Annotated in this window: 20 protein-coding genes; 15 read left to right on the top strand and 5 right to left on the bottom strand. The window is 71.6% G+C overall.

Going from position 1 to position 23,769, the window contains the following annotated elements:
- Positions 1-5 precede the first annotated feature (5 nt).
- From glf to ABLE53_RS16280, 5 genes are all read left to right on the top strand, one after another.
- Complete coding sequence (gene glf / locus ABLE53_RS16300; protein ID WP_348860087.1) at positions 6-1,190, top strand: UDP-galactopyranose mutase; 1,185 nt, start codon at positions 6-8, stop codon at positions 1,188-1,190.
- The gene (locus tag ABLE53_RS16295; protein WP_348860085.1) at positions 1,190-3,184 is read left to right on the top strand and encodes a glycosyltransferase; all 1,995 of its coding nucleotides are present in this window, start codon (positions 1,190-1,192) and stop codon (positions 3,182-3,184) included. The genes glf and ABLE53_RS16295 overlap by 1 nt, the downstream gene beginning before the upstream one ends.
- A complete protein-coding gene (locus ABLE53_RS16290) occupies positions 3,177-4,091 on the top strand; it encodes an ABC transporter permease (protein ID WP_348860084.1) in 915 nt (304 codons plus the stop codon). Before ABLE53_RS16295 ends, ABLE53_RS16290 begins: the two co-directional genes overlap by 8 nt.
- Positions 4,084-4,878, top strand: coding sequence for an ABC transporter ATP-binding protein (locus ABLE53_RS16285; RefSeq protein WP_348860083.1), 795 nt, complete (start codon positions 4,084-4,086; stop codon positions 4,876-4,878). The genes ABLE53_RS16290 and ABLE53_RS16285 overlap by 8 nt, the downstream gene beginning before the upstream one ends.
- 349 nt (positions 4,879-5,227) lie before the next feature.
- A complete protein-coding gene (locus ABLE53_RS16280) occupies positions 5,228-8,188 on the top strand; it encodes an FG-GAP-like repeat-containing protein (protein WP_348860081.1) in 2,961 nt (986 codons plus the stop codon).
- Positions 8,189-8,206: 18 nt separating this feature from the next.
- Here ABLE53_RS16280 and ABLE53_RS16275 read toward each other — a convergent pair whose 3' ends face one another.
- The gene (locus ABLE53_RS16275; RefSeq protein ID WP_348860080.1) at positions 8,207-8,968 is read right to left on the bottom strand and encodes a TIGR03089 family protein; all 762 of its coding nucleotides are present in this window, start codon (positions 8,966-8,968) and stop codon (positions 8,207-8,209) included.
- Between the two features lie 136 nt (positions 8,969-9,104).
- Between ABLE53_RS16275 and ABLE53_RS16270 the strand changes: the two genes are divergently transcribed.
- The gene (locus ABLE53_RS16270; protein ID WP_348860079.1) at positions 9,105-10,184 is read left to right on the top strand and encodes a mannose-1-phosphate guanylyltransferase; all 1,080 of its coding nucleotides are present in this window, start codon (positions 9,105-9,107) and stop codon (positions 10,182-10,184) included.
- A gap of 13 nt (positions 10,185-10,197) precedes the next feature.
- Here ABLE53_RS16270 and ABLE53_RS16265 read toward each other — a convergent pair whose 3' ends face one another.
- From ABLE53_RS16265 to cofD, 3 genes are all read right to left on the bottom strand, one after another.
- Positions 10,198-10,980 (bottom strand): DUF3105 domain-containing protein, encoded by a 783-nt coding sequence (locus ABLE53_RS16265; RefSeq protein ID WP_348860078.1) that lies wholly within the window; start codon positions 10,978-10,980, stop codon positions 10,198-10,200.
- Between the two features lie 67 nt (positions 10,981-11,047).
- Positions 11,048-12,025, bottom strand: coding sequence for a coenzyme F420-0:L-glutamate ligase (locus ABLE53_RS16260; protein WP_348860077.1), 978 nt, complete (start codon positions 12,023-12,025; stop codon positions 11,048-11,050).
- Positions 12,022-13,035: a 2-phospho-L-lactate transferase gene (gene cofD, locus ABLE53_RS16255; RefSeq protein WP_348860075.1), complete on the bottom strand. Its 1,014-nt coding sequence runs from the start codon at positions 13,033-13,035 to the stop codon at positions 12,022-12,024. The genes ABLE53_RS16260 and cofD overlap by 4 nt, the downstream gene beginning before the upstream one ends.
- Before the next feature lie 209 nt (positions 13,036-13,244).
- On the opposite strand from cofD, the gene ABLE53_RS16250 reads away from it, so the two are divergent.
- The 3 genes from ABLE53_RS16250 to ABLE53_RS16240 all read left to right on the top strand — a co-directional run bounded on the left by ABLE53_RS16250 (position 13,245) and on the right by ABLE53_RS16240 (position 17,902).
- Positions 13,245-13,499: a WhiB family transcriptional regulator gene (locus ABLE53_RS16250; protein ID WP_348860074.1), complete on the top strand. Its 255-nt coding sequence runs from the start codon at positions 13,245-13,247 to the stop codon at positions 13,497-13,499.
- A 96-nt stretch (positions 13,500-13,595) separates the two neighbouring features.
- The gene (locus tag ABLE53_RS16245; protein ID WP_348860073.1) at positions 13,596-16,478 is read left to right on the top strand and encodes a glycosyltransferase; all 2,883 of its coding nucleotides are present in this window, start codon (positions 13,596-13,598) and stop codon (positions 16,476-16,478) included.
- A complete protein-coding gene (locus ABLE53_RS16240; protein ID WP_348860072.1) occupies positions 16,475-17,902 on the top strand; it encodes a DUF5719 family protein in 1,428 nt (475 codons plus the stop codon). The genes ABLE53_RS16245 and ABLE53_RS16240 overlap by 4 nt, the downstream gene beginning before the upstream one ends.
- Before the next feature lies 1 nt (position 17,903).
- On the opposite strand, the gene ABLE53_RS16235 is transcribed toward ABLE53_RS16240, so the two are convergent.
- Entirely contained in the window at positions 17,904-18,323 is a 420-nt protein-coding gene (locus ABLE53_RS16235; RefSeq protein WP_348860071.1) for a metallopeptidase family protein, read from the bottom strand.
- A 49-nt stretch (positions 18,324-18,372) separates the two neighbouring features.
- Between ABLE53_RS16235 and ABLE53_RS16230 the strand changes: the two genes are divergently transcribed.
- From ABLE53_RS16230 to ABLE53_RS16205, 6 genes are all read left to right on the top strand, one after another.
- Positions 18,373-18,735: a DUF3499 domain-containing protein gene (locus ABLE53_RS16230; RefSeq protein WP_348860070.1), complete on the top strand. Its 363-nt coding sequence runs from the start codon at positions 18,373-18,375 to the stop codon at positions 18,733-18,735.
- A 27-nt stretch (positions 18,736-18,762) separates the two neighbouring features.
- Entirely contained in the window at positions 18,763-20,148 is a 1,386-nt protein-coding gene (locus ABLE53_RS16225; protein ID WP_348860069.1) for a phosphomannomutase/phosphoglucomutase, read from the top strand.
- Positions 20,145-20,369: a Trm112 family protein gene (locus ABLE53_RS16220; protein WP_348860067.1), complete on the top strand. Its 225-nt coding sequence runs from the start codon at positions 20,145-20,147 to the stop codon at positions 20,367-20,369. Before ABLE53_RS16225 ends, ABLE53_RS16220 begins: the two co-directional genes overlap by 4 nt.
- A complete protein-coding gene (locus ABLE53_RS16215) occupies positions 20,366-21,391 on the top strand; it encodes an SIS domain-containing protein (RefSeq protein WP_348860066.1) in 1,026 nt (341 codons plus the stop codon). Before ABLE53_RS16220 ends, ABLE53_RS16215 begins: the two co-directional genes overlap by 4 nt.
- 73 nt (positions 21,392-21,464) lie before the next feature.
- Positions 21,465-22,589, top strand: a complete 1,125-nt coding sequence (locus ABLE53_RS16210; protein ID WP_348860064.1) for an acyltransferase family protein — start codon at positions 21,465-21,467, stop codon at positions 22,587-22,589.
- 93 nt (positions 22,590-22,682) lie between these two features.
- Positions 22,683-23,711, top strand: coding sequence for a DUF808 domain-containing protein (locus tag ABLE53_RS16205; RefSeq protein ID WP_348860063.1), 1,029 nt, complete (start codon positions 22,683-22,685; stop codon positions 23,709-23,711).
- Positions 23,712-23,769: the final 58 nt, after the last annotated feature.

Below are 23,769 nucleotides of genomic sequence, written 5' to 3'. Positions count from 1 at the left end.
CTGCCGTGCCTCACCAAGATCTCCCCGACCTCGTCGTCGTCGGCTCCGGCTTCTTCGGGCTGACGATCGCCGAGCGCGTCGCCGCCGAGCAGGACAAGAGGGTGCTCGTCCTCGAGCGCCGGCCCCATATCGGTGGCAACGCCTACAGCGAGCGCGAGCCCGAGACCGGGGTCGAGGTGCACAAGTACGGCGCCCACCTCTTCCACACCTCCAACGAGAAGGTGTGGCAGTACGTCAACAGGTTCACCGACTTCACCGACTACAAGCACCGGGTCTTCGGGAAGTACCAGGGGCAGGTCTACTCCCTGCCGATGAACCTCGGTCTCATCAACCAGTTCTTCGGCAAGTCGCACAGCCCCGACGAGGCGCGCGCGCTGATCGCCGAGCAGGCCAGCGAGATCCGCACCGAGGACGCGACCAACCTCGAGGAGAAGGCGATCAGCCTGATCGGGCGTCCGCTCTACGAGGCGTTCATCAAGGGCTACACCGCCAAGCAGTGGCAGACCGACCCCACCAAGCTGAGCGCCGACATCATCACCCGGCTGCCGGTCCGCTACACCTTCGACAACCGCTGGTTCAACGACAAGTACGAGGGCCTGCCGGTCGACGGCTACACCGCCTGGCTGGAGCGGATGGCGGACCATCCCAACATCGAGGTGCGGCTGGAGACCGACTTCTTCGACGTCGCTGACGAGTTCAAGGGCCGGGTCCCGATCGTCTACACCGGCCCGGTCGACGAGTACTTCGGCAACTCCGAGGGCAGGCTCTCCTGGCGTACCGTCGACCTGGAGGAGTCGGTCGAGGGCGTCGACGACTTCCAGGGCACCGGCGTGGTCAACTACAACGACCAGGAGGTGCCGTTCACCCGGATCATCGAGTTCAAGCACTTCCACCCCGAGCGCACCCACCTGCCCGGGAAGACGGTCATCGTCCACGAGTACAGCCGCTTCGCCGAGGACGGCGACGAGCCGTACTACCCGATCAACACAGCCGAGGATCGCGAGAAGCTGTTGAAGTACCGTGATCTTGCCAAGAAGGAGCCGATGGTGCTGTTCGGCGGGCGGCTCGGCACGTACAAGTACCTCGACATGCACATGGCCATCGCGTCGGCGCTGTCCATGTACGAGAACAAGCTGCGGCCGCACTTCGACCAGGGCGCGCCGCTGACCAGCGGAGGCGTTGACGACTGATGGCGACCCGACTGCTCCAGCGCCAGATCCTGCCGACCGACGGCGACCTCGAGGTCTTCCCGCTCTACGTCGACCCCGAGCCCGCGATCCTCGACGCCGACAAGTACGAGGTGGGCGCCAACAAGCAGGCGCGTGACCTGAACGCCTTCCAGATGCGGCAGTCGATCGCGTCCGGCAAGACCATCCACCCCGACCAGATCGTGTCGCGGACCACGCTGCGGCTCGAGCCGGGCGGCTCGCTCTCCTTCGGAACCTACTTCAACGCGTTCCCGGCCAGCTACTGGCGTCGCTACACCGTCGTCACGGCGGTGACCCTCACCGTCACGGTCACGGGTCAGGATGCGCGCGTCGTGGTCTACAAGTCGCAGGCGAGCGGCCGCACCCAGCAGGTCGACTCGGCCTCGACCGGTGAGGAGTCGGGACCGACCACCTTCACCTTCGAGCTCACCCTGAAGCCGTTCGTCGACGGTGGCTGGTACTGGTACGACGTGATCGCCTCCGACCACGAGGTCGTGGTCGAGTCGGCGGAGTGGACCGCAGAGGTGCCTGACGACCGGGCCGAGCACGGCACCGTCGACCTGTGCATCACGACCATGAACCGGCCCGACTTCTGCGCGAAGCTCCTCGGCCAGCTCGGTGACGACGACGTGCTCGGTCCCTACCTCGACACCGTCTACGTGATGGAGCAGGGCACCGACCTGGTGAAGGACTCCGAGTACTTCCCGGCGGCCGAGAAGGCGCTGGGCGACGTCCTCCGGGTCGTGGAGCAGGGCAACCTGGGCGGCTCGGGCGGCTACGCCCGGGGTCAGCTGGAGTCCCTGCGCAAGGGCACGGCGACGTACGCCATGATGATGGACGACGACGTGGTCTGCGAGCCCGAGGGCGTCATCCGGGCGGTGACCTTCGGCGACCTGTGCAAGAAGCGGACGCTCGTGGGCGGCCACATGTTCAACATCTACGCCCGCGCGCAGCTCCACAGCTTCGGCGAGGTCGTCCAGCCCTACACGTTCTGGTGGGGCTCGGCCCCGGGCGTCTTCGGTGGCTGGGACTTCTCGGCCCGCAACCTCCGCTCGACGCGCTGGCTCCACAAGCGGGTCGACGTGGACTACAACGGCTGGTTCATGTGTCTGATCCCGCGCGAGGTGCTCGCCGAGATCGGGCTGTCGCTGCCGCTGTTCCTGAAGTGGGACGACTCCGAGTACGGCCTGCGCGCCAAGGAGGCGGGCTATCCGACCGTGTCGCTCCCCGGTGCCGCCGTCTGGCACGTGCCGTGGACGGACAAGAACGACGCGCTGGACTGGCAGTCCTACTTCCACCACCGCAACCGGTTCGTCGCGGCGCTGCTGCACTCGATCTACCCGCGCGGTGGCCGGATGGTCACCGAGAGCTTCAACCACCAGATCAAGCACCTGGTCTCGATGCAGTACTCCACCGTGGCCATCCGCCACCAGGCGCTCCTCGACGTGCTCGCCGGCCCGGAGGGGCTCCACGACCAGCTGCCGACGAAGCTCGCCGAGGTCCGGGAGCGCGTCAAGCAGTTCCAGGACGCGCGCCTCGAGGTCGACCGCGACGCCTTCCCGCCCGTACGCCGGCACAAGCCCCCGCGCAAGGGACGCGGTGACGACGACGTCCTCAAGGGCTGGCAGATCAGGCTGGCCGCCCTGAAGGCTCCGCTGCGGCAGATCCGCAAGCCGCGCGAGCTCTCCCGCACGTTCCCCGAGGCGGAGCTCCCCGCCATGGACTCGCAGTGGTACCGCATCACCAAGTACGACTCGGTCGTCGTCTCCATGAACGACGGCCAGAGCGCCGCGTTCTACCACCGCGACCCCGAGCTCTTCCGGGACCTGCTGAAGAAGACGGTCGAGATCCACACCCGGCTCCGCCGGGAGTGGCCGCGCCTGGCTGAGGAGTACCGCGCCAAACTGGAGGACGTGACCTCGCCCGAGGCGTGGGAGGAGACGTTCCGACCGTGGATGGAGCCCAGCGATGACTGAGACGCAGGCGCCGGCCGAGGCCGAGCACACCGTCCGCGTCGTCGACGCGCCGCTCGCGCCGCCCGCGGCCAACCTCGGCCTGCTCTCGGTCTTCCAGCGCCGCTACCTGCTGCGGCTGCTCGTACGCCGCGAGATCCAGGCGAGGTACGCCGGCTCCGTCATGGGGCTGCTGTGGTCCTACATCAACCCGCTCAGCCAGTTCTTCATCTACTGGTTCGTGATGGGCCGGATCATGGGCGCGCACCACAATGTCGAGAACTACCCGGTCCACGTCTTCTCGGCGATGATCGTCGTGCACTTCTTCACCGAGACGTTCGGCGCCGGCACCCGCTCGATCATGCGCAACAAGGGCCTGGTGCAGAAGATGGCGATGCCGCGGGAGATGTTCCCGGTGGCGGCCATGCTGGTCTCCCTCTACCACGTGCTGCCCGCGTCGCTGATCCTGCTGATCGCCTGTTTCGGCACCGGGTGGATGCCGGACCTCGGCACCCTCTTCGGCGTCCTCCTCGGGCTCGGGATCATCATGGTGCTCGGCACCGCCCTGGCCCTGCTGTTCAGCGTCGCCAACGTGTTCTGGCGCGACTTCGGCAGCGCCGTCCACATCCTCACGAACTTCGTCCGCTTCGGCGTCCCGATGATCTACTCCTACGAGATGATCTACTCGAAGTTCGGCGAGCTGGCGCAGTACTACATGCTCAACCCGATCGCCAACGCCGTGCTGCTGTTCCAGCGGGCGTTCTGGGTGCAGACGACGTCCGACCCCGACCGCACCCTCGCCCAGGGGATGCCGAGCCACCTGTGGCTGGACGGACTCGCCGCTCTCGGCGCCTCGTTCGTCGTCCTCGTGATCGCGCAGCTGGTGTTCAACAAGTTCGAGAACCGCATCCCGGAGTCGATGAATGGCTGAGTCGATCCGCGTGGAGCACGTCTCCAAGGAGTTCACCCTCCGCTACCACCGCACCTTCAAGCAGATGACGGTGGCCATGATGAAGGGCCAGGACGTCAGCGACCGCTTCATGGCCATCGACGACGTGTCCTTCTCGGTCGAGCAGGGCGAGTCCATCGGCCTGATGGGGCTCAACGGCTCCGGCAAGTCGACGCTGCTCAAGATGATCAGCGGCGTGATGCGGCCCGACCGCGGCCAGGTGCTGACCCGCGGCCGGATCGCCGGCCTGATCGCCACCGGCGCCGGGTTCCACCCGCAGCTGAGCGGCAAGGACAACATCTACCTCAACGCCGCGATCTACGGTCTCTCCGAGAAGGAGACCGACCGGATCTTCGACGACATCGTGGAGTTCGCCGACATCGGTCGCTTCCTCTACACCCCGGTCGGCAACTACTCCTCGGGGATGTACTCCCGGCTCGGCTTCTCCGTCGCCGTCCACGTCGACTCCGACATCTTCCTCGCCGACGAGGTGCTCGCCGTCGGGGACAAGCCGTTCAAGCGGAAGTGCCTCGCCCGCATGGAGGAGATCCGCAAGAGCGGCCGGACGATCTTCTACGTCAGCCACGCCGCCGCCTCCGTGAAGCGGATGTGCGACCGCGTCCTCGTCCTCGAGCAGGGCAAGCTCGGCTTCGACGGCGACGTCGACGCGGGCATCAAGTACCTCAAGTACGGCGACGACGACGAGAACGAGCCCGACGAGCTCGACAAGCTCGACCTCGACGACGCCGAGCTCGGCGCGGACATCTAGCCGCCCCGGGGCCTGTCACCTCCCGAGTGGCCTGCGATCGGCTGAGAGGTGTCGCGCGCAGTCGGCCCGGACCGTCGGCCGGGGCGCCGGAGGAGCGTGCGTCGATCCCGCGCCGTACCACAGCACCGTTCGAGTGACGTGACACGCGCGGGTCGTCGCCTGCGACGAGGCGCTCCGTCCGACGGGCCGGGCCGGCCGCCCACCAAGACCTCTCGACCAATCTCAGGTAATCGGCGTGTCGACTGGAAATTACACCTCTGTAGTTACTCACGAACCCTTTCCAACCGGTTGTGACAGGTGTGAAAGTTGAGCCCTCGTGTGACTCTTCCCCGCACACCCGGAGCAACCCATGCACCCCACGAAGGACGACCGGCGGCACGCCGGGCGGACCCGGTTCGTCGCGACCTGCCAGCAGCTGCTGGTGCTCGGCGCCGTCTTCGCCGCGCTGATCCCCGCGGCCAGCGTCGTCAGCCTCGACGTCGTCAAGCAGGCGCCGGGCGGCGCGAGCCAGACCCTCGTGGGACCGGCGGCCGCGATGGCGGCGTACATCAAGGCCTCTGACACTCCGTCCACGGTGCCGGCGGGGCCGGTCTCGGCCGACGTACGCGAGGTCGCGCTCACGCCGCGGACGCTGCCGAAGGCGACGTCGGGTACGACGGGCCGTGCGCTGCTCCCGCGCCTGACGACGGGCGAGGCGACGGCGGCCCGGCCGACCGCGAAGAGGACGGTGATCACGAGTGAGCCGCAGGCGGTGAGCGGCTTCGGCGTCGTCGGGGTGACGTGGTCGCACGGCGACCGGCTCGCGCCGTCGGCGGTGCGCGTGGCCGTCCGCACCGAGAAGGACGGCATCTGGGGCCGCTGGAAGAAGCTCGAGTACGACGACGACGGCCCGGACCCCTCGAGCGCCGAGGGCCGTGCCGCCCGCCCGGGCACCATCGAGGGGCTCGTGGGGCACGTCGACCGGGTCCAGGCGCGGCTGACCGTCACCGGCACCGACGTCCCCGCCGACCTGAAGCTGGCGATCATCGACCCGGGCACGCCGACCGCGACGAAGTCCGAGCGGCCCTCGATCGACACCGGTGACGCGAGCGAGCCTGCCGAGAGCGCAGGATCCGGGTCGACGCACACGACCTCGGCACCCGCGACAGGCGCCGACACCGGCGACGCGGCCGACTCGAGCAGCGAGGACGCGGTCCTCGCGGCCGCGGCGTACACCCCGAAGCCGCAGATCTACAGCCGCGCGCAGTGGGGCGCCAACGAGCGGCTCCGGGAGCAGATCCCGGCGAGCTACTACGAGATCCACGGCGGCTTCGTGCACCACACGGTGAACGCCAACGACTACACCCGCGCGGAGGTCCCCGGGATCATCCGGAGCATCTACGCCTACCACGTGCAGAGCCGCGGCTGGCGCGACATCGGCTACAACTTCCTGCTCGACAAGTTCGGCCGGATCTGGGAAGGCAGGTACGGCGGGGTCGCACGGCCGGTCGTCGGCGCCCACACCGAGAACTACAACGACTACGGGTTCGGCGCTGCGGCGATCGGCAACTTCGAGACCGCGAAGCCCAGCAGCGCCCTCATCCAGGCGTACGGCGCTCTGTTCGCCTGGAAGCTCGCGCTGCACGGCGTGAACGCGAACGCCACCAACGTCCGCATCGGCGGCCGCGTCTTCCCGCACGCCATCGAGGGCCACCGCGACACGAAGGCGACCGCCTGTCCGGGGCGCTACCTCTACGCCCGGATCCCCGACATCCGGCGGATCGCCGCGTCGCTGCAGAAGGGCTGGTCCGGCCGCGAGCTCGACTCCCAGCTGGCCGCCACGAAGTACCCCGACCTCGTCGCCCGCCGCGCGAGCGACAAGCGGATCTTCGTCATCCCGACCGGTGGCATGGCCGGGTACGCCGCGATGAAGGACACCACCACCGGGGTGTCGGACACCGCGCGGTTCGTCCTCTCGCCCGACCTGTCCGGTGACGGCAGGCCGGACCTGCTGGTGATCTACAAGAACGGCACCTCGCTGATCCGCAAGGGGCTCGGCGGCGGGAAGTTCGGCGAGGCGGTGTCCCACCTGCCCAAGGCCTTCGTCGGCCGCGACCTGGCGACCGCCGTCGGCGACCTCAACGGCGACGGCAAGAACGACCTCGTCGGCCGCACCACCACGACCGGCGCGCTGACGTACTTCCTGGGCAACGGCACGGGCGGCTTCCGGACCCACGTCCAGACCGGCCGCTCGCTGGCCGGCTTCGGCCTGCTCGCCGCGTCGGGCGACCTCGACGGCGACGGCAGGGCCGACCTGGTCGGCCGCAAGGACGGCCGGCTCTACCTCTTCCGGGGGGCCGGCAACGGGACCTTCGGCGCCCCGACGGCCATCGCAGCCACCACCAACAGCTGGTCGTCGTACGCCGGCATCACGGGGTACGGCGACATCGACAACGACGGCGACAACGACCTCTTCGCCCGCACGAAGGACGGCCGCGGCTGGACGCTGCCGGGCAACGGGAAGGGCGGGTTCGGCAAGCCGCTCGGCCCGTACGTGGCCATGCGGTCGGCAGGCTCGGTGATCGGCATGGCGCAGATGGCCGGCAACCTGATCCCGGACCTCCTGGTCCGCACCGGCACGAAGCTCGGCATCGTGCCGAGCAACGGCCGCCGCAACCTGGCGCCGCCGATCGACACCGGCCTGACGCTGCCGAACATCACCCGGATCATGGTCGCGGGGGACTGGGACCGCGACGGGCACGGCGACTTCATCACCCGCAACACATCCGGCGTGCTGTACCTCTACCGGGGGACGGGGAACGGCCGGTTCCGGCCCGCGGTGAAGCTCGCCACCGGGTTCGGCAACGTCCGCTGGCCGGTGGTCGCGGGAGACATCACCGGTGACGGCTACCCCGACATCCAGGGCCAGATGGTCAACGGCAAGCTGCGGATCTGGCCGGGCCGCGGGACCAAGGGGCTCGGGGCGTCGTACGTCTCCCACAGCGCGATCAGCGCCTCCGCGCAGATCCCGGCCGGGCGCTGGAACGGGGACGGGGCGCCGGACAGCCTCTTCCGTGCCGACGACAGGCTGACGCTCTACCCGGGCAACGGTCCGGGCGGGCTCATGAACCCGGTGAGCGTGGGGATCGGCGTCAGCCGCTACAACCTGGTCATCGGCGTACGCGACCTGAGGGGCGGCAGCGGGTCCGACCTCGTGGTCCGGGAGAAGAAGACCGGTGACCTCTACGCGCTGCAGCGCCGGTCGGATCTCAAGGTCTCGGACCGCGTCTACCTCGGCCCGGGAGGAAACAGCTACGACCTCATCGACTGACGCGTCGACCGAGGCCCTCTACCCCACAGATCCCTGGTCGCCCGCGCGCGGGAAGCGACCCGTGACCCGCTCGCTGGCGGCGATCGACTCCAGCCGGTCGGGCTCGACGGCGTCGGCGTGGGCGACCAGGACGAGCGAGCCGCCACCCAGGAGCGGCTCTGTGACGGACGCGGTGCCCCGCACCGATGCGGGATCTGCCTCCGTCAGAAGGCGGCTGTCGCCGGGCGCCCCCGAAGCACCGGCGGCAGCCGCCGCCCACAGCTCCGCCTGGGTCGTCTCGGCGTCGGCCCACCTCGTCGCCGGGTCCTCCGGTGCCGGCGGGTCCCAGGGCGTGAACGCGTCCGGCTGGCCCCAGATCTCGACGCCGACGTCGTGGGCGCCGTTGGGCAGCGGATCGGCGAACCGGACGCCGAGGGGGAGCAGCGAGCAGGCGAGGGTGAGGACGCCGGAGGCCGACCAGGAGGCGACGGTCTCGGGTCCGCAGACGACCGCGTCGGGCAGGTCGGCGTCGGTCACGACGAGGCCGGTGTTCCAGGCGGCGCCGAGGAACACCACCGACAGCCAGTGCGGCGGCAGGTCGATGCGCAGCGACTGCCCGCGCTCGAGGCCGTGCTCGTCGACGAGCAGGCCGGACGCCTTCGCCACCCAGTTGGCGTACGTCGTCACGGAGAGCTCGACCCGCTCGCCGGTGGCGAGGTCGTAGAAAGTGACGAACGGGCGTCCGGGGTCGGTGCGCAGGGCGCGGTCGAGGGCCTGGGGGAAGATCGTGGGGTCGCTCACAGACCCTCAGCATTCCTTATCGGCGGTCGCGGTCTTCTCCTAGGCTGAGGCACATGAGCGAGCGTCAGCGAGCGACCATCGGGCGGCTCATGGCGCCGCCCCCGTATCGTCTTTGTCTTCTCACGGAGGTGGCGGCATGAGCTTCTGGGCCGTGATCCCCGCCGGCGGCGCCGGCACCCGCCTGTGGCCGCTGTCGCGCTCGGCCGCCCCGAAGTTCCTCCGGGACCTGACCGGATCGGGACGCACCCTCCTCCAGGAGACCTACGACCGCCTGGTACCGCTCGCCGACCACCGCTTCCTCGTCGTCACCGGCGAGGTGCACCGCGAGGCCGTGGGCGAGCAGCTGCCCGAGCTGGCGCCCGACTGCATCCTGGCCGAGCCGTCCGGCCGTGACTCGATGGCCGCCATCGGCCTCGCCGCCGCGGTACTGGAGCAGCGCGACCCCGACGCGATCATGGGGTCCTTCGCGGCCGACCACGTCATCACCCAGACCGAGGTCTTCACCGCCGCGGTGCGCACCGCCGCCGAGATCGCCGCCGAGGACTGGCTGGTCACGCTCGGCATCCAGCCCACGTTCCCCTCGACCGCGTTCGGCTACATCCGCGAGGGCGAGCCGCTCGCCGGTCACGACGGCGCCTACGTCGTGCAGGAGTTCGTCGAGAAGCCCTCGGTCGAGATCGCGGAGCGGTACCTCGCGAAGGGCGGCTACCGGTGGAACGCCGGCATGTTCGTCGTACGCCCGCGGGTGCTGCTCGACCTGCTCGCCGACAACCACCCGGAGTTCGCCGCCGCGCTGCGCGCCATCGCCGCCGAGCCCGAGCGGCTGGGCGAGCTGTGGGAGACGCTGCCGAAGATCGCGCTCGACAACGCCGTGGCCGAGCCGGCGGCCGATGCCGGCCGTGTCGCGACCGTCCCGGCGGCGTTCGGGTGGGACGACGTCGGAGACTTCGACTCGCTGGCCGCGCTGCTCGAGCACGCCCGCACCGCGCCCGCCGACGGCCCGACCGTGCTCGGCGATCCCAGCCTGGTGAGCGCCATCGACTCCACGGGCCTCGTCGTCACCCGCAGCGGCCGCGCCGTCGCCCTCGTGGGCGTCGAGGACATCGTCGTCGTGGACACCCCCGACGCGGTGCTCGTCACCACCCGGGCGCGTGCGCAGCAGGTCAAGCAGATCGTCGCCGGCCTGCACGAGAAGAACCGCGGCGACCTGACCTGACGGGCCGGCCGGGTCACATCGCGCCGGGCTCGGGGGAGTCGGTGTAGGGGTACTTCTCCATGAAGGTCTTCAGCGCCTGGCCGGAGAGACCGGAGCAGTACTGGAAGACGCCGTACTGGTCGGACGCGTTCCCGCTGCTGTCGACCTTCGCCGTCCAGTGGGTGAAGGCGATGTGGGTGCCCTTCGGCCAGTCGATGGCGGGCTTGCGGTTCTTGGTCGTCTCGGTCTCGTCCGCCTTGGTCCACGGCACCGCGATGAACTTGTAGCGGAAGTCGTCGTCGCCCGGGAACTTCCGGCCGATCGCACGGATCTCGTTGAGCTCCGAGCCGCTGACGGTGTCGTCGTACCAGAGCAGGGTGTAGCCGTGCTCGAGGTTGTGGACCAGGGCCTCGAGCTCGGGGCGGTCGTCGCGGCTGTAGAACTTCCGCGACATGGCGACCGGGGCCACGTTGGCCTCGTTCCAGTGCGGACCGAAGGCGGCCGGCGCGGTCGTGTAGATCTGCTGCGTCCCGGTCGGGATGTGCTGCTGGTTGCCGTCCGCCTTCCTCTTGACGACCTTCTGGCAGCCGGCCGCCGACGGGCTCTCGCCGATCTCCTGCAGCGTCTTGCTGTCGTAGGAGCTGGTCTGGATCGAGTCCTTGATCGGCTTGAACGCCGCGGCGACCACGATGCCGACCGCGATGACGACGCAGACGGCGATGATCGCGAGGCCGCGGGCGCGCTCGGCGCCCTTCTGCTTCTTGCGGATGTCGTCGATCACCGCGCGGCGGTCGGACTTGGCGGACTTCTTGGCCACGGTTCGGCGTTCCTCAGCGTTCTCCGGCCAGGGGAGTGGCCCTGGCAGCGGTCGGGACGCGCAGAGTCTACGTAGTGACTGGTCGCAGCAGCGAAGCGGGAAGATCCCGGGAGCCGGATCGCGGGTCGGAGAGCGTCCATCCGTGTGCGAACGCCAGAGCGGCGAGCACCGCCGGATCGGCGCCGGCGACGCTCACCCCATCGTCTGTGACCTCGACCGGCAGCCCGGTCACGTCGGTGATCGCGGCGGCCATCTCCTCCGGGTCCGCGGGCGTGCCGAAGGGCGCGCGGTCGGCCGGGTCACCCTTGAGCGCGCGTACGACGGCCTCGCGGGCGCCGTACCCGAAGAAGTCCTGCCCCTCGCCGCGGATGAGGACGCCCGCGCCCGGTCCGTCATCGCCGGGCGAGAGGACGAGGTCGGGCCGGCCGCGGACGACGGCGAACGGCCGCGCCGCGAGCTTGCCCTGCGCGAGCTCCGCGACCCCGGCGAGCTCGTCGGCCACGGCCGGGGCCGTGACGACGAGCTCGTTGCCGTGGGCGTCGGCGCGGCCGGCGAAGCTCTCCAGCACGACGAGGCCGGCGGCGCCGACGGCCAGGTCGGTCTGGCCGTCGCGCCAGGCCCGCCCCGCGGTGTCGGTGACGACGACGCCGACGTTGGCGCCGGTCCGCTCGCGCAGGGCCGTCCGCAGCGCGCGGGCGGACGCGTCCGGGTCGAGCGGCAGCAGCACGACGTACCCACTCTCGACGTTGGACGCGTCGATCCCCGCGGCCGCCATCGTCAGCCCGAGCCGGTTGCGGACGATCGCGGTCCGGCCGCGGCGGGCGACCACCCGCCGCGTCTCGCCCGGGAGCTCGTCGTCGCGGGTGCCGGACCGCACCTGTCCCTCGGCCTTGCTCACCACCTTGCTCGTCACCGCGACGACGTCGCCGTCGGCCAGGTCCCAGCCGGCGCCGTCGAGGGCGTCGAGCAGCAGCGCGGCGAGGTCGTCGCCCTTCCTGACCTCGGGGACGCCGTCCGGCGCGACGACCCGGACATCGCCCGTCATCCGGTCACCAGGTCGATCGCCGCGGCCGCCATCGCGGCGGTGGCGGGCTCGTCCGACATCCACAGCGGTACGGCGGCGGCCCGGAGCCCGGCGGCGCGCAGCGCCTCCAGGGCGTCGGCGTCGGCGCTGTCGACGAGCCAGCCGTCGAGGACCCCGCCGTTGCTGCGGGCGCCGTAGTGCAGTCCGACCCCGGCCGCGGTGGCGTCGACCCCGATCGAGGCGAGCATCTGCTCGGCCATGCCGCGGACGTGGTGGCCGCCGATGATAGGGGAGACCCCGACCACCGCCGCCCGGGTGGCGCGGACACCCTCCCGGATGCCGGGGACGCCGAGGATCGTGCCGACCGAGACGACCGGGTTCGACGGGGGCAGCACCACCAGGTCCGCCGTGCTGATCGCGTCCATCACGCCGGGGCCGGGCGTCGCCTCGTCGAGGCCGACGAAGACGAGCTGCTCGGCCGGGACGCCGGCACGCAGGCGCACCCAGTACTCCTGGAAGTGCACCACCCGGAGGCCGCTCGGGGAGTCGGCGTCCTTCACCGCCACGTGGGTCTCGACCCGGTCGTCGGTCATCGGCAGCAGGCGTACGCCGTCGCCGTACACCGGCGTGAGCCAGCGCTTCGACAGCGCCTCGGTGACCTGCGAGAGGGGGAAGCCGGCCTCGAGCATCTGGGTCCGCACGATGTGGGTGGCCATGTCGCGGTCTCCCAGCCCGAACCAGGTGTTCGGGACGGCGTACGCCTCGAGCTCGTCCTTGATGCTCCAGGTCTCCTCGGTCCGCCCCCAGCCGCGCTCGTGGTCGAGGCCCCCACCCAGGGTGTACATGACCGTGTCGAGGTCGGGGCAGACCTTGAGCCCGTGGATCCACAGGTCGTCGGCGGTGTTGGCGACGATCGTCACCTCGGCGTCGGGGGAGACCCCCGGCAGGGAGCCGGCACGGATGCCGTGAAGAAGCCCGGCGAGGAACTTCGCGCCGCCGTGGCCTCCGGAGAGGACCGTGATGTCGTGCATGGGACAACCCTCTCAGGTCGCCCTGGGGTGGCTGTGCTACAGGTCGGCCATACCAGACGCGGGGGTTGACTTGCGGTTGCGACAGGCATGTAATTCCATCAGTGTCGTTTTCCCGAGGAGCTGACCGGTTACCTGCCCGACGATGCGTCAGGTGTTCAGCCGCTCGGACGCCTCACTTCACAACTGCAAGGGTCGAAAGGGCAAAGACGATGAGAGAGCTGTTTCTCCTCGAGCCCGGCACCGACGACGGGGGCTGGCAGGAGCGTGCGCTGTGCGCACAGACCGATCCGGAGGCGTTCTTCCCTGAGAAGGGCGGATCGACCCGGGAGGCGAAGAAGGTGTGTCAGACCTGCGAGGTGCGCGATGAGTGCCTCGAGTCGGCACTCATGAACGACGAACGCTTCGGCATCTGGGGCGGTCTCTCCGAGAGGGAGCGCCGCAAGCTGAAGAAGCGAGCGGTCTGACGCAGCAGGACCCCGGCCCCGGCCGGGGTCTGCTGCATCCGGAGCCGTTTCCGCGCTTTTAGGGGTTCGTTCGGCTCCCCGTTAGGGTTGCCGATCGTGCATTCCACGGTCGCTCTGGTCCTCGTCAGCCACGACGGCGCCCGCTGGCTGCCCACGGTGATCGACGGGATCAGGGCGCAGCAGGCTCCGATCGCGGCCGCTGTCGGCATCGACACCGGAAGCAAGGACGAGTCGCCGGAGCTGCTCGAGGCGGCCTTCGGCGTGGTGACCAGGACCTCGGGCCGGGTCTCCTTCCCGGAGGCCGTCGACCTGGCGCTCGACCAGCTCGGCGACGGCCCCGACGCCCCGGAGTGGGTCTGGCTCCTGCACGACGACTCGACGCCCGACCCGGGTGCGCTGGCCGCGCTGCTCGCCTGCGCCGAGGAGCACCCGGAGGCCGACGTGCTCGGCCCCAAGCTGCGGGAGTGGCCGAGCCTGCGCCGCCTGCTCGAGATGGGCGTGACCATCTCGGGGACCGGGCGCCGCGAGACCGGCCTGGAGCGCGCGGAGTACGACCAGGGCCAGCACGACGAGGTCCGGACCGTGCTCGCGGTGAACACCGCCGGGATGCTCGTACGCCGCCGGGTGCTGCGCGAGCTCGGCGGGTTCGACAAGAGCCTGCCCATGTTCGGCAACGACATCGACTTCGGCTGGCGCGCGGCGTACGCCGGCCACACGACGATCGTGGTGCCGCAGGCGGTCGTGTTCCACGCCGAGGCCGCCCACCGCGGCGTCCGCCGGACGCCGCTGACCGGCCGCCACACGCACTACCAGGAGCGCCGCTCGGCGCTCTACACGCTGCTCGCCAACAGCCGCGCCCGCAGCCTGCCGTTCATGCTGCTGCGGCTCGCGCTCGGGACGCTCTGGCGGATGCTCGGCTTCCTGGTCGTCCGCGAGGTCGGCGCCGCGCTCGACGAGCTCGCCGCCCTCGTCAACGTCTACGGCCGGCTCGGCGGCATCCTCGCCGCCCGCCGGTCCCGGCAGCGCCGCGCGGCCGTCGACCCGGCGAAGGTGAAGGCGCTGCTGCCGCCGCCCTGGCTGCCCTACCGGCACGGGCTGGACTTCGTCAGCGACGTCGCCAGTGCGCTGACCAACCAGGCGGCCGACGTCGCCGAGCGTCGCCGGGCCGCGAAGGCGGAGGCCGACCCGGCCTCGTTCGCCGCCCGCCGGCAGGCCGAGCGCGAGTCCCAGGACGAGGACGACATCCCGGTCGAGAACGGCTGGGTCGTGAGGTTCTTCACCAACCCGGTCGCCGTCCTGCTGACGCTCGTCGGGCTGCTCGGGATCATCGGCGCCCGGTCGGCGTTCGGCACGGTCGCCGGCGGCGGGCTCTCGCCCGTTCCCGCCGGCGCGACCGACTGGTGGGGTCTCCACCTCGAGTCGTGGCACGCGCTCGGCGGCGGGACGGCCGTGCCCGCGCCGCCGTACGTCCTTCCGCTGGCGGTCCTCGCCACCATCCTCGGCGGCCACACCGGGCTAGCCGTCACAGTCGTGATGATCCTCTCCTTCCCGCTCGCGCTCGGCGGCGCGTGGCGCCTGCTCCGCGTCGTCGGCCGGCTGATCAGCCACCGCGGTGCTCCGCGGTGGCTGCTGCTGTGGGGTGCGACCGCGTACGCGCTCGTCCCGGCGGTCAGCGGCGCCTGGGGCGACGGCCGGCTCGGCCCGGTCGTGGCCGGAGCGCTGCTGCCGTGGATGGTCCACGCCGCGCTCGGCTTCGCCGACCCCGAGCCGGACCGGCGCTGGCGTGCCGCCTGGCGGGCCGGGCTGCTGCTGAGCCTGGTCACCGCGTTCGCCCCGACCGGCTGGCTTGCCGCGCTGGTGCTCGGCGGGGTGGTCCTCGCGATCGCCTTCCGCCTGGTCCCGGGCTCGGTCAAGGACCGCGACGTGTGGGGCCCGCCGGCGACCGCGCTGGCGGTGCCGCCGGTGCTCCTGCTGCCGTGGTGGCTGCCCGCCGTCCTGCACGGTGCCTGGCGTGCGGTGCTGCTCGACCCGGGGCGGCTGCCGGCGCCGGTCGCCAGCGGCGGCCACCTGCTCGTCGGCCGCCTCGACGGCCTCGGTGCGCCCTGGTGGCTCGGACTCGCGCTGCCGCTGCTCGCCCTCGTGGCGCTGGTGCCGGTCCGGACCCGGATCCCGGTGCTGGTGTGCTGGATCGCCGGTGCGGTGATCGCCGTCGTCGCTGCGGTGCTGTCGTGGCTGCCGCTCCACCTCCCTGCGGGTACGGCGGCGGCCGGCCAGTCCTTCGCCCTCGTCGCGATCCAGGGAGCCGCCGTCGTGGCCGCCGTTCTCGGCGCGCAGGGGGCGCTCCTCGACGGGATCCGCGGCTGGCGGCGGATCGCCGCCGGTGTCGTCGCCACCGTCGGGATCGTCGCCGCGGTGGGCGGTCTCGGCTGGTTCGTGGTCTCCGGCCACGGCTCGCTCACCGACGACGCCGACCAGCTCGCCCACGAGGGCGTCCCGTCCTACATGCTCGACACCGCGACCCACGACCCGGTCGAGGGCGTGCTGGTGCTGCGCGGGAGCGTCGACGAGGGGCTCCGCTACACCGTGCTGCGGGGTGACGGCGTCACCCTCGGGACCGACGAGATCACCGCCGCCACGCCCGAGGACCAGGACCTCACGGCGCTCGTACGCCGGCTCGCCTCCTCGCCCGACTCCGACGTGATCGAGCAGGTGGCGCGGCAGGGCATCGAGTACGTCGTGATGCCGTCGCCGTCGGACCACTCAGTCGCCGAGGGCATCGACGCGAGCGGCGGCCTGACCCAGGCCAGCACGACCGACCGCTCCACCCGCGCGTGGCAGCTCGACGCCGCACCCACCGACCCCGCCCTCGACGGCCACCGCTCGTGGCTGCGGATCGGCCTGCTGGTGATCCAGCTGGTCGGCGTGGTGGTGGTCGTCGTGCTCTGCGTGCCGACCCTGGAGAGGAGGCGCCGCCGATGAGCGAGCCCGACCAGAACGAGCGGACCGCATCCGCCCAGCGCCACAGCCGGGTGCGCCGCGGCCGCCTCGGCCGCCGCCTCGACGCGACGCTGGTGCTGGCGATCGTGCTGCCGCTGGTGGCAGCGGCCGCGCTGCTGGCGACCAGGCCGGATGCCTGGTCGCAGGAGTCGCGGAGCCCCACGGACGCGCCGCTGCGCAGCCAGACGGTCGTCTGCCCGGCGCCGATGTCCGGCGACGACGGGATCGGCGTGACCTCGTCGTCGGAGCGCGAGTCCGGTCAGGTCGAGGTCGCCGGCTCCGGTGCCTCCGCCGGCACCGCCGACCTCAGCCCGGGCCGGGTCACCGACGTGTCGGCCGGCAAGGGCGAGGTCGTCCTCTCGGCGTCGGGCGCGGTCGCCCCGGGCCTGGTGGCCGGGCGGGCGTCGTCCCGGCCGCTGGCCGCCACCGACTGCACCCCGCCGGTCGCGGACCAGTGGTTCACCGGTGTCGCCGCCGGCCCCGCCCACAACTCCAGCATCGAGCTGACCAACCCCAACGCAGGCTCGGCCGTCATCGACGTGACCGTCCTCGCGCCCAACGGGGTCATGTCGGTGCCCGAGCTGCGCGGCGTCGCCGTACCCGGCCACTCCAGCCGCTCCTTCGAGCTCGGAAAGCTGATCCCGCGGCTCGGCTCGCTCGCGCTGCACACGACCGTCGTACGCGGGCAGGTCGCCGTCGCCGTCCGCGACCGATCCGGCCAGCTCGCCGGCTCCTCGGGCTCCGAGGAGTGGCTCCCCGGCCAGGCCGCGCCGTCGAAGCGGATCCTGCTGCTGGGCTTCCCCGACGAGGGCGAGGCCCACACGCTGACCCTCGCCAACGGCGGCGACAGCCAGGTGACCGCGACCGTCAAGCTCGTCACGCCGACGTCGGTGCTCTCGCCCGCCGACGCGCCCTCGGTCCAGGTGCCGCCCGAGACCGTCAAGAAGGTGGAGCTGCAGCAGCTGCTCGACGACAAGGTCGCCGACGACGCCTACGGGATCGAGGTCGACGCCACCGGTCCGATCACGGCCGGTCTGCGCACGGTCTCCGGCGGGGACCTCGCGGTCACCGCTCCGGGCGCGTCGCTCGCCACCCCCGCGGCCCTGGTGCTGCCGGAGGGGACCGACAAGCGGGTCGCCCTCGCCGGTGCCACCGGCGTCGGCGCGGTGACGGTCGTGAGCCGGTCGGCGGCGGGCCGCGAGCTCGCCTCGAAGCGGGTCGCGGTCAAGCCCCAGCAGGGCGCCGTCGTGGACGTGCCCGCCGGCGCCGCCCTCGTCGAGGTGCGCCCCGAGCGCACCGCGATCACCGCCTCCGTGCTGCTCACCGGCCACGGCGCCGCCGTCGTACCGTTCCGTCAGCTCGTCATGCGCGCGGAGGTGCCGGGCGTCGCTCCCGGTCTCCGGTGAGTCAGACGTCGCGCTGGTAGCGCGGGTCGACCTGCTCGGCGTCGATGCCGAGCAGCTCGGCGACCTGCTCGACCACGACGGTGAGCAGGAGCGTCTCGAGGTCCGTGCGCGTCTCGCAGCGGTTCTCGATCGGGCGCCGGAAGATGACCAGGCGGGTCGGCGTGGCGCCCGACCCGCGTACGAGCGACGCGAGCGGCACGTTGTCCGGCGACCAGTCGTCGGGCACCAGCGGCGTGTCCTCGACGGCGTACTCCACCAGGCCGAGGCGGTCCTGCCAGCGCTCGTCGATCTCCATCACGATCCCGAGCGCGAGGTCGTCGAACCGCTCCCTCCTCGTCCGAAGCACGGGGCGCCCCGGCACCGCCGGAACCACCCCCGGCCCGCGCATCCCCCGCCCGTGCCGATCGCGTCTCCGACTCATGACCGCGAGCCTAATCGGAGGTCGCGCGACGGGGGAGTAGCGTGACGGCGTGACCCCAGCTCGTCGTTGCTCGCGTACTGCCTGCGGCCGGCAGGCGGTCTGCACGCTGACCTACGTGTACGCCGACCAGACAGCCGTGCTGGGGCCGCTCTCGACCTACGCCGAGCCGCATGCGTACGACCTCTGCGAGGAGCACGCCGAGCGACTCTCGGCGCCGCGCGGCTGGGAGGTCGTGCGACTGGCCCGCGAGCCCGTCGAGCCCGGCCCGTCCAACGACGACCTGCTGGCGCTCGCCGACGCCGTGCGCGAAGCGGGGCGTCCAGGGCCGGCGCCGCGTCAGGTCCCGCCCGCCGAGCGCGGCGCGAAGGAGACGCTGCGTCGCGGACACCTTCGGGTCCTCACGACCGAGTAGGCCCTCGCGTGCTCTAAGGTTCGGGGCATGGCCGAACTCCGGATCGACCCTGCCACCGTCAACACGGTCTTCAAGGCGTACGACGTCCGGGGGACCGTCCCGGACCAGATCGACGAGGATCTCGCGCGTGCGACCGGGCGCGCCTTCGTCACCGTCCTGGGCGCCCCGAAGATCGTCATCGGGCACGACATGCGACCCAGCTCGCCCACTCTCGCCGGCGCCTACGCCGAGGGCGCGACCGAGGCCGGCGCCGACGTCGTGCTGATCGGGCTGTGCTCGACCGACGAGATGTACTTCGCGTCCGGCTACCTCGGGCTCCCCGGCGCGATGTTCACCGCGAGCCACAACCCGGCCCAGTACAACGGCATCAAGCAGTGCCGTGCCTACGCCGTCCCCGTGGGGATGGAGAGCGGCCTCGCCGAGATCCGCGACCTGGTCCTGTCCGGCGAGTTCACCCGCGCTCCGACGCCGGGGACGATCGAGCAGAACGACGTCCTGGAGGCGTACGCCGCCCACCTGCTCTCCCTCGCGCCGGTCTCCGGCAGGAAGCTGACGGTGGTCGCGGACGCCGGGAACGGCATGGCCGGCCACACGGCGCCGGGCGTCTTCAACCGGATCGGCGCCGACCAGGTCGAGCTGATCCCGATGTACTTCGAGCTCGACGGCAGCTTCCCCAACCACGAGGCCAACCCGCTCGACGAGTCGACGCTGACCGACCTGAAGGCCCGGGTGCTGGCCGAGGGTGCCGACTGCGGGCTCGCCTTCGACGGCGACGCCGACCGCTGCTTCCTCGTCGACGAGTTGGGGCGGGCCGTCAACAACTCCGCCGTGACCGCGCTCATCGCCGAACGCATGCTCGCCAAGGAGCCCGGCGCGACGATCATCCACAACCTGATCACCTCCCGGGCGGTGCCGGAGATCGTCACCGAGCTCGGCGGCAAGCCGGTCCGGACCCGGGTCGGGCACTCCTTCATCAAGGCCGTCATGGCGGAGACGAACGCGGCGTTCGGCGGGGAGCACAGCGGTCACTTCTACTTCCGCGACTTCTGGCGCGCCGACTCCGGCCTGCTCGCGGCGCTCAACGTGCTCGGGGCGCTCGCGGAGAGCGACGGCACCCTGAGCGAGCTGCTGGCGCCGTACGAGCGCTATCCGATGAGCGGCGAGATCAACTCGACCGTCGCCGACCAGGCCGCCGCGGTGGCCGAGGTCGAGGCGGCGTACGCCGGGGTCGACGGCGCCGAGGTCGACCACCTCGACGGGCTGACCGTGACCCACCCGGACTGGCGGTTCAACGTCCGGGCCTCCAACACCGAGCCCCTGCTGCGTCTCAACGCGGAGGGCAAGGACACCGCGACGATGGAGCGTGTGCGCGACGACGTGCTCGCCCTGATCCGGAAGGACGCGACGGAATGACGACTGGGAACCGTCCCACCCTCGGGCTCCACGAGAAGCTGCTCGAGATCATCGTCTGCCCGCAGTGCCGCGGCGACCTCCTGCCCGTCGAGGGCGGTCCGGGCGGCGAGGGCGAGCTGGTCTGCCAGGGCACGTGCGGGCTGGCCTACCCCGTACGCGGCGGCATCCCGGTGCTCCTCGTCGACGAGGCCCGGCCGGCCGGGGCGATCCCGCAACCGTGACCTGGTTCGACGAGTCCCGGCTCGACGACGAGCAGGCGCTCGCCACCGTCGACCTGCGGCTGCGAGCGCTCGCCGACTCCGGCGCGCGGGTACGCCGCGAGGCCGGCGGCGCGGCCGAGGCGATCGCCGAGGCGGTCGAGCGCGGGCGTGACAGCCGCCCGCGCGCGGTCGTCGCTGCCGGCCCCGACTCGCGGCTGCTGCGCGCCGTCCTCGAGCCGTTCTGTCCCGTGCCGTTCGTGGCCTGGCCCAACCCTGGTCTGCCGGGCTGGGCCGGAAGCCTCGACCTCGTCGTCGTGCTCGCCCCGGACGGCTCCGACCCCGGCGCCGCGAGCGCGGCCGCGGAGGCCGTGCGCCGTGGCTGCCAGCTCGTCGTGGCCTGCCCGCCCGTGTCGTTGGTCGCCGAGCATGCCGCCGGCCGGGACGCCACCGTGCTGCCGACGACGAGCGGCGACCAGCTCGCGGTCGCGGTCGTCATGCTGACCCTGCTCGACCGGCTCGACCTCGGCCCGGAGACCGACGCGGACCTGGTCGCCGAGGCCCTCGACAACGTCGCGATCTCGTGCTCGCCGCACCGCGACATCGCCGTCAACCCCGGCAAGATCCTCGCCATCGCACTCGCCGACGCCGCCCCGCTCGTGTGGGGTGGCTCGGTCCTCGCCGCCCGCGCCGCCCGCCGCGTCGCGGAGTCGCTGCGCCGCGCGAGCGGCCGGACGGCGCTCGCCGGCGACGCCGAGCACCTGCTCCCGGTCATCGAGGCGGCGCGGCCCCGCGACGTCTTCGACGACCCCTTCGCCGAGGGCGGGGGCGGCCCCCGGCCCACCCTCGTCGTGCTCGACGACGGCAACCAGGACCCGATCTGCGTCGAGCAGCGCCAGCGCCTCGTCGCGGCCGCCGACGAGCGCGGCGTACGCGTCGAGATCGTCAGCTCCGAGGCGCCCAGCGACGTCGCCCGCTACGCCTCGCTCCTGCTCCACGGGACGTACGCCGCGGAGTATCTCCGGCTGGGGCTCGTGGAAGACTGAGCGGTTCCCTGCACGGGTGCGGCCGGGCCGAACCTGAGAATCCCTCTCAGGTCGCCTGGGTACACAAGGGCCGATGAGCGCACGGACCCGGGCCGCCCACTCGCCGTCGACCGCACCGCCGGTGCGGAAGGCTCGCGACCCGCTGTTCGACAACGCCAAGATGGCGCTGGTCACGCTCGTGGTGGTGGGCCACAGCTTGGTGATGCTCAAGGACGCCACGACGTTCGGGTCTCACCTCTACGACTTCCTCTACGCCTGGCACATGCCGGCGTTCGTGCTCGTCACGGGCTACCTCTCGCGCACCTTCTCCTACAGCCGGGCGCGGCTGTGGTCGCTGGTGCGCAGCGTCGCGGTGCCCTACATCGTGATGGAGGCGGCGCTCGCGATCTTCCGCGAGCTCGTGGGTGGCGAGCACCTCCACACGCTGTGGATCGAGCCGCACTGGCCGATGTGGTTCCTCCCCGCCCTGTTCTTCTGGCGCCTGATGACGCCGCTGCTGCGTCGGATCGGGCCGGCCGTGATCGTGATCGCGATCGGGCTGAGCATCGTCGGAGGGTACGTCGACATCGACGTCCTCCAGCTCCGCCGGGTGCTGGGCTTCCTGCCGTTCTTCGCGATCGGGCTCTGCCTCACCCCGCAGCTGCTCGACCGGCTGCGCACGCTGCCGGTGCGGGTCGCCGCGGTGGCCTCGTTCGTGGGTCTGTGGATCCTGACCGGCTACACCGAGCAGTTCGCGCAGCCCCAGTGGTTCTTCTACTCCTACGCCTACGAGAACCTCACAGACACCGCGCTTCCGGCCCTCGTCGTACGCTCCGTCGTGCTGGTCATGGGCATCGTCGGCGCCTTCTCCGCGCTGGCCCTGATCCCACGCTCGCGCGGCTGGTTCACCCGGATGGGCGCCGCGAGCCTGGTGGTCTACCTGTGCCACGGCTTCGTCGTGAAGGCGGTCGAGTACTCGCCGTACGACATCTGGGGGCGGGCGCACATCGACGTCGCACTTCCGCTGACGATCGCGGGCGCCGTCGTCCTGGCGCTGCTGCTCGCCTCTCCGTGGGTCTCGCATCGCCTCGAGCGAGCCGTCGACCCGCTGTCGTACGCCGAGGTCCAGCTCCGCCAGGCCGTCGAGCTGCACGTCATCGCCGCCGACCTCGACCGCCAGCGGCGCGCCGAGCCCGAGCTCGCCGGCGCGACCACCTGAGCCGGTCGAGCGGGGCCGGGGGTCGGCTACTGTTCGGGCCATGACGAGCGCCCGCCCCGCCCGCCGTACGCCTGCCCGTCCGAGGGGCGCGCTGTGAGCGCGGGGCTGTTCGGCCTGCTCGACGACGTCGCCGCGATCGCGAAGATGGCGGCCGCCTCGGTCGACGACGTGAGCGCCGCGGCGAGCCGCGCGACCGTCAAGGCGGCCGGGGTGGTGGTGGACGACACCGCCGTCACGCCGCAGTACGTCACCGGGGTGACCCCCGACCGAGAGCTGCCGATCGTCCGGAAGATCGCCAGCGGCTCGGTGCGGAACAAGCTCTTCATCATCCTGCCGGTGGCACTGGTCCTCAGCCAGTTCCTGCCCTGGCTGCTCACCCCGATCCTCATGCTCGGCGGCTGCTACCTGTCGTACGAGGGCGCGGAGAAGGTCTGGCACCGGCTGCGCCACCAGGACGAGCACGACGTCCCGGTCGCCGAGGAGGGCGCGGGCGCCGAGAGGACGCTGGTCTCCGAGGCCATCCGCACCGACCTGATCCTCTCGGCGGAGATCATGGTGATCGCGCTCAACGAGGTGGCCGACCAGGGCTTCTGGGCCCGGTTGGCGATCCTCGTGGTGGTCGGGATCGTCATCACGATCCTGGTGTACGGCGTGGTCGGGCTGATCGTGAAGATGGATGACGTCGGCCTCCACCTGGCCGGCCGCTCCTCCAGGACTCTGCAGACCGTGGGCCGCGGGCTGGTCAAGGGCATGCCGATCCTGCTCGAGATCATCTCCGTGGTCGGCACCGCCGCCATGCTCTGGGTCGGTGGCCACATCCTGCTGGTCGGCGTCCACGACCTCAACGGCGCGGTCAGCTCCGGCGAGCCGGGCTGGCACTGGCTCTACGACCGGATCCACCACGCCGAGCACGACGTCAGCCATGGCGTCCCGGTCGTGGGCGGCATCCTCGGGTGGCTGGTCAACACCCTCGCCTCCGCCGTCATCGGGCTCGTGGTCGGCCTGCTGATCATGGGGCTCCTCCATCTGCTGCCCTTCGGCACGAAGGACGGCGGCCACGGGGGCTCCTCGCCCGACGTGCCGGGGCCCGCATCCGAGGAGGCGGCCGGCGGCCAGGCCTGATTTCACCGCCCTTGCCGACAGCGGTTACGCGCCGGAAACACCGCGCTCCTAGCGTGGC

This window comes from Nocardioides asiaticus (genome assembly GCF_040049175.1).
In the GTDB taxonomy this organism is placed as follows: domain Bacteria; phylum Actinomycetota; class Actinomycetes; order Propionibacteriales; family Nocardioidaceae; genus Nocardioides; species Nocardioides cheoyonin.
The sequence above is the reverse complement of the archived record's forward strand: the minus strand, read 5'-3'. Positions and strand labels throughout refer to the sequence as shown.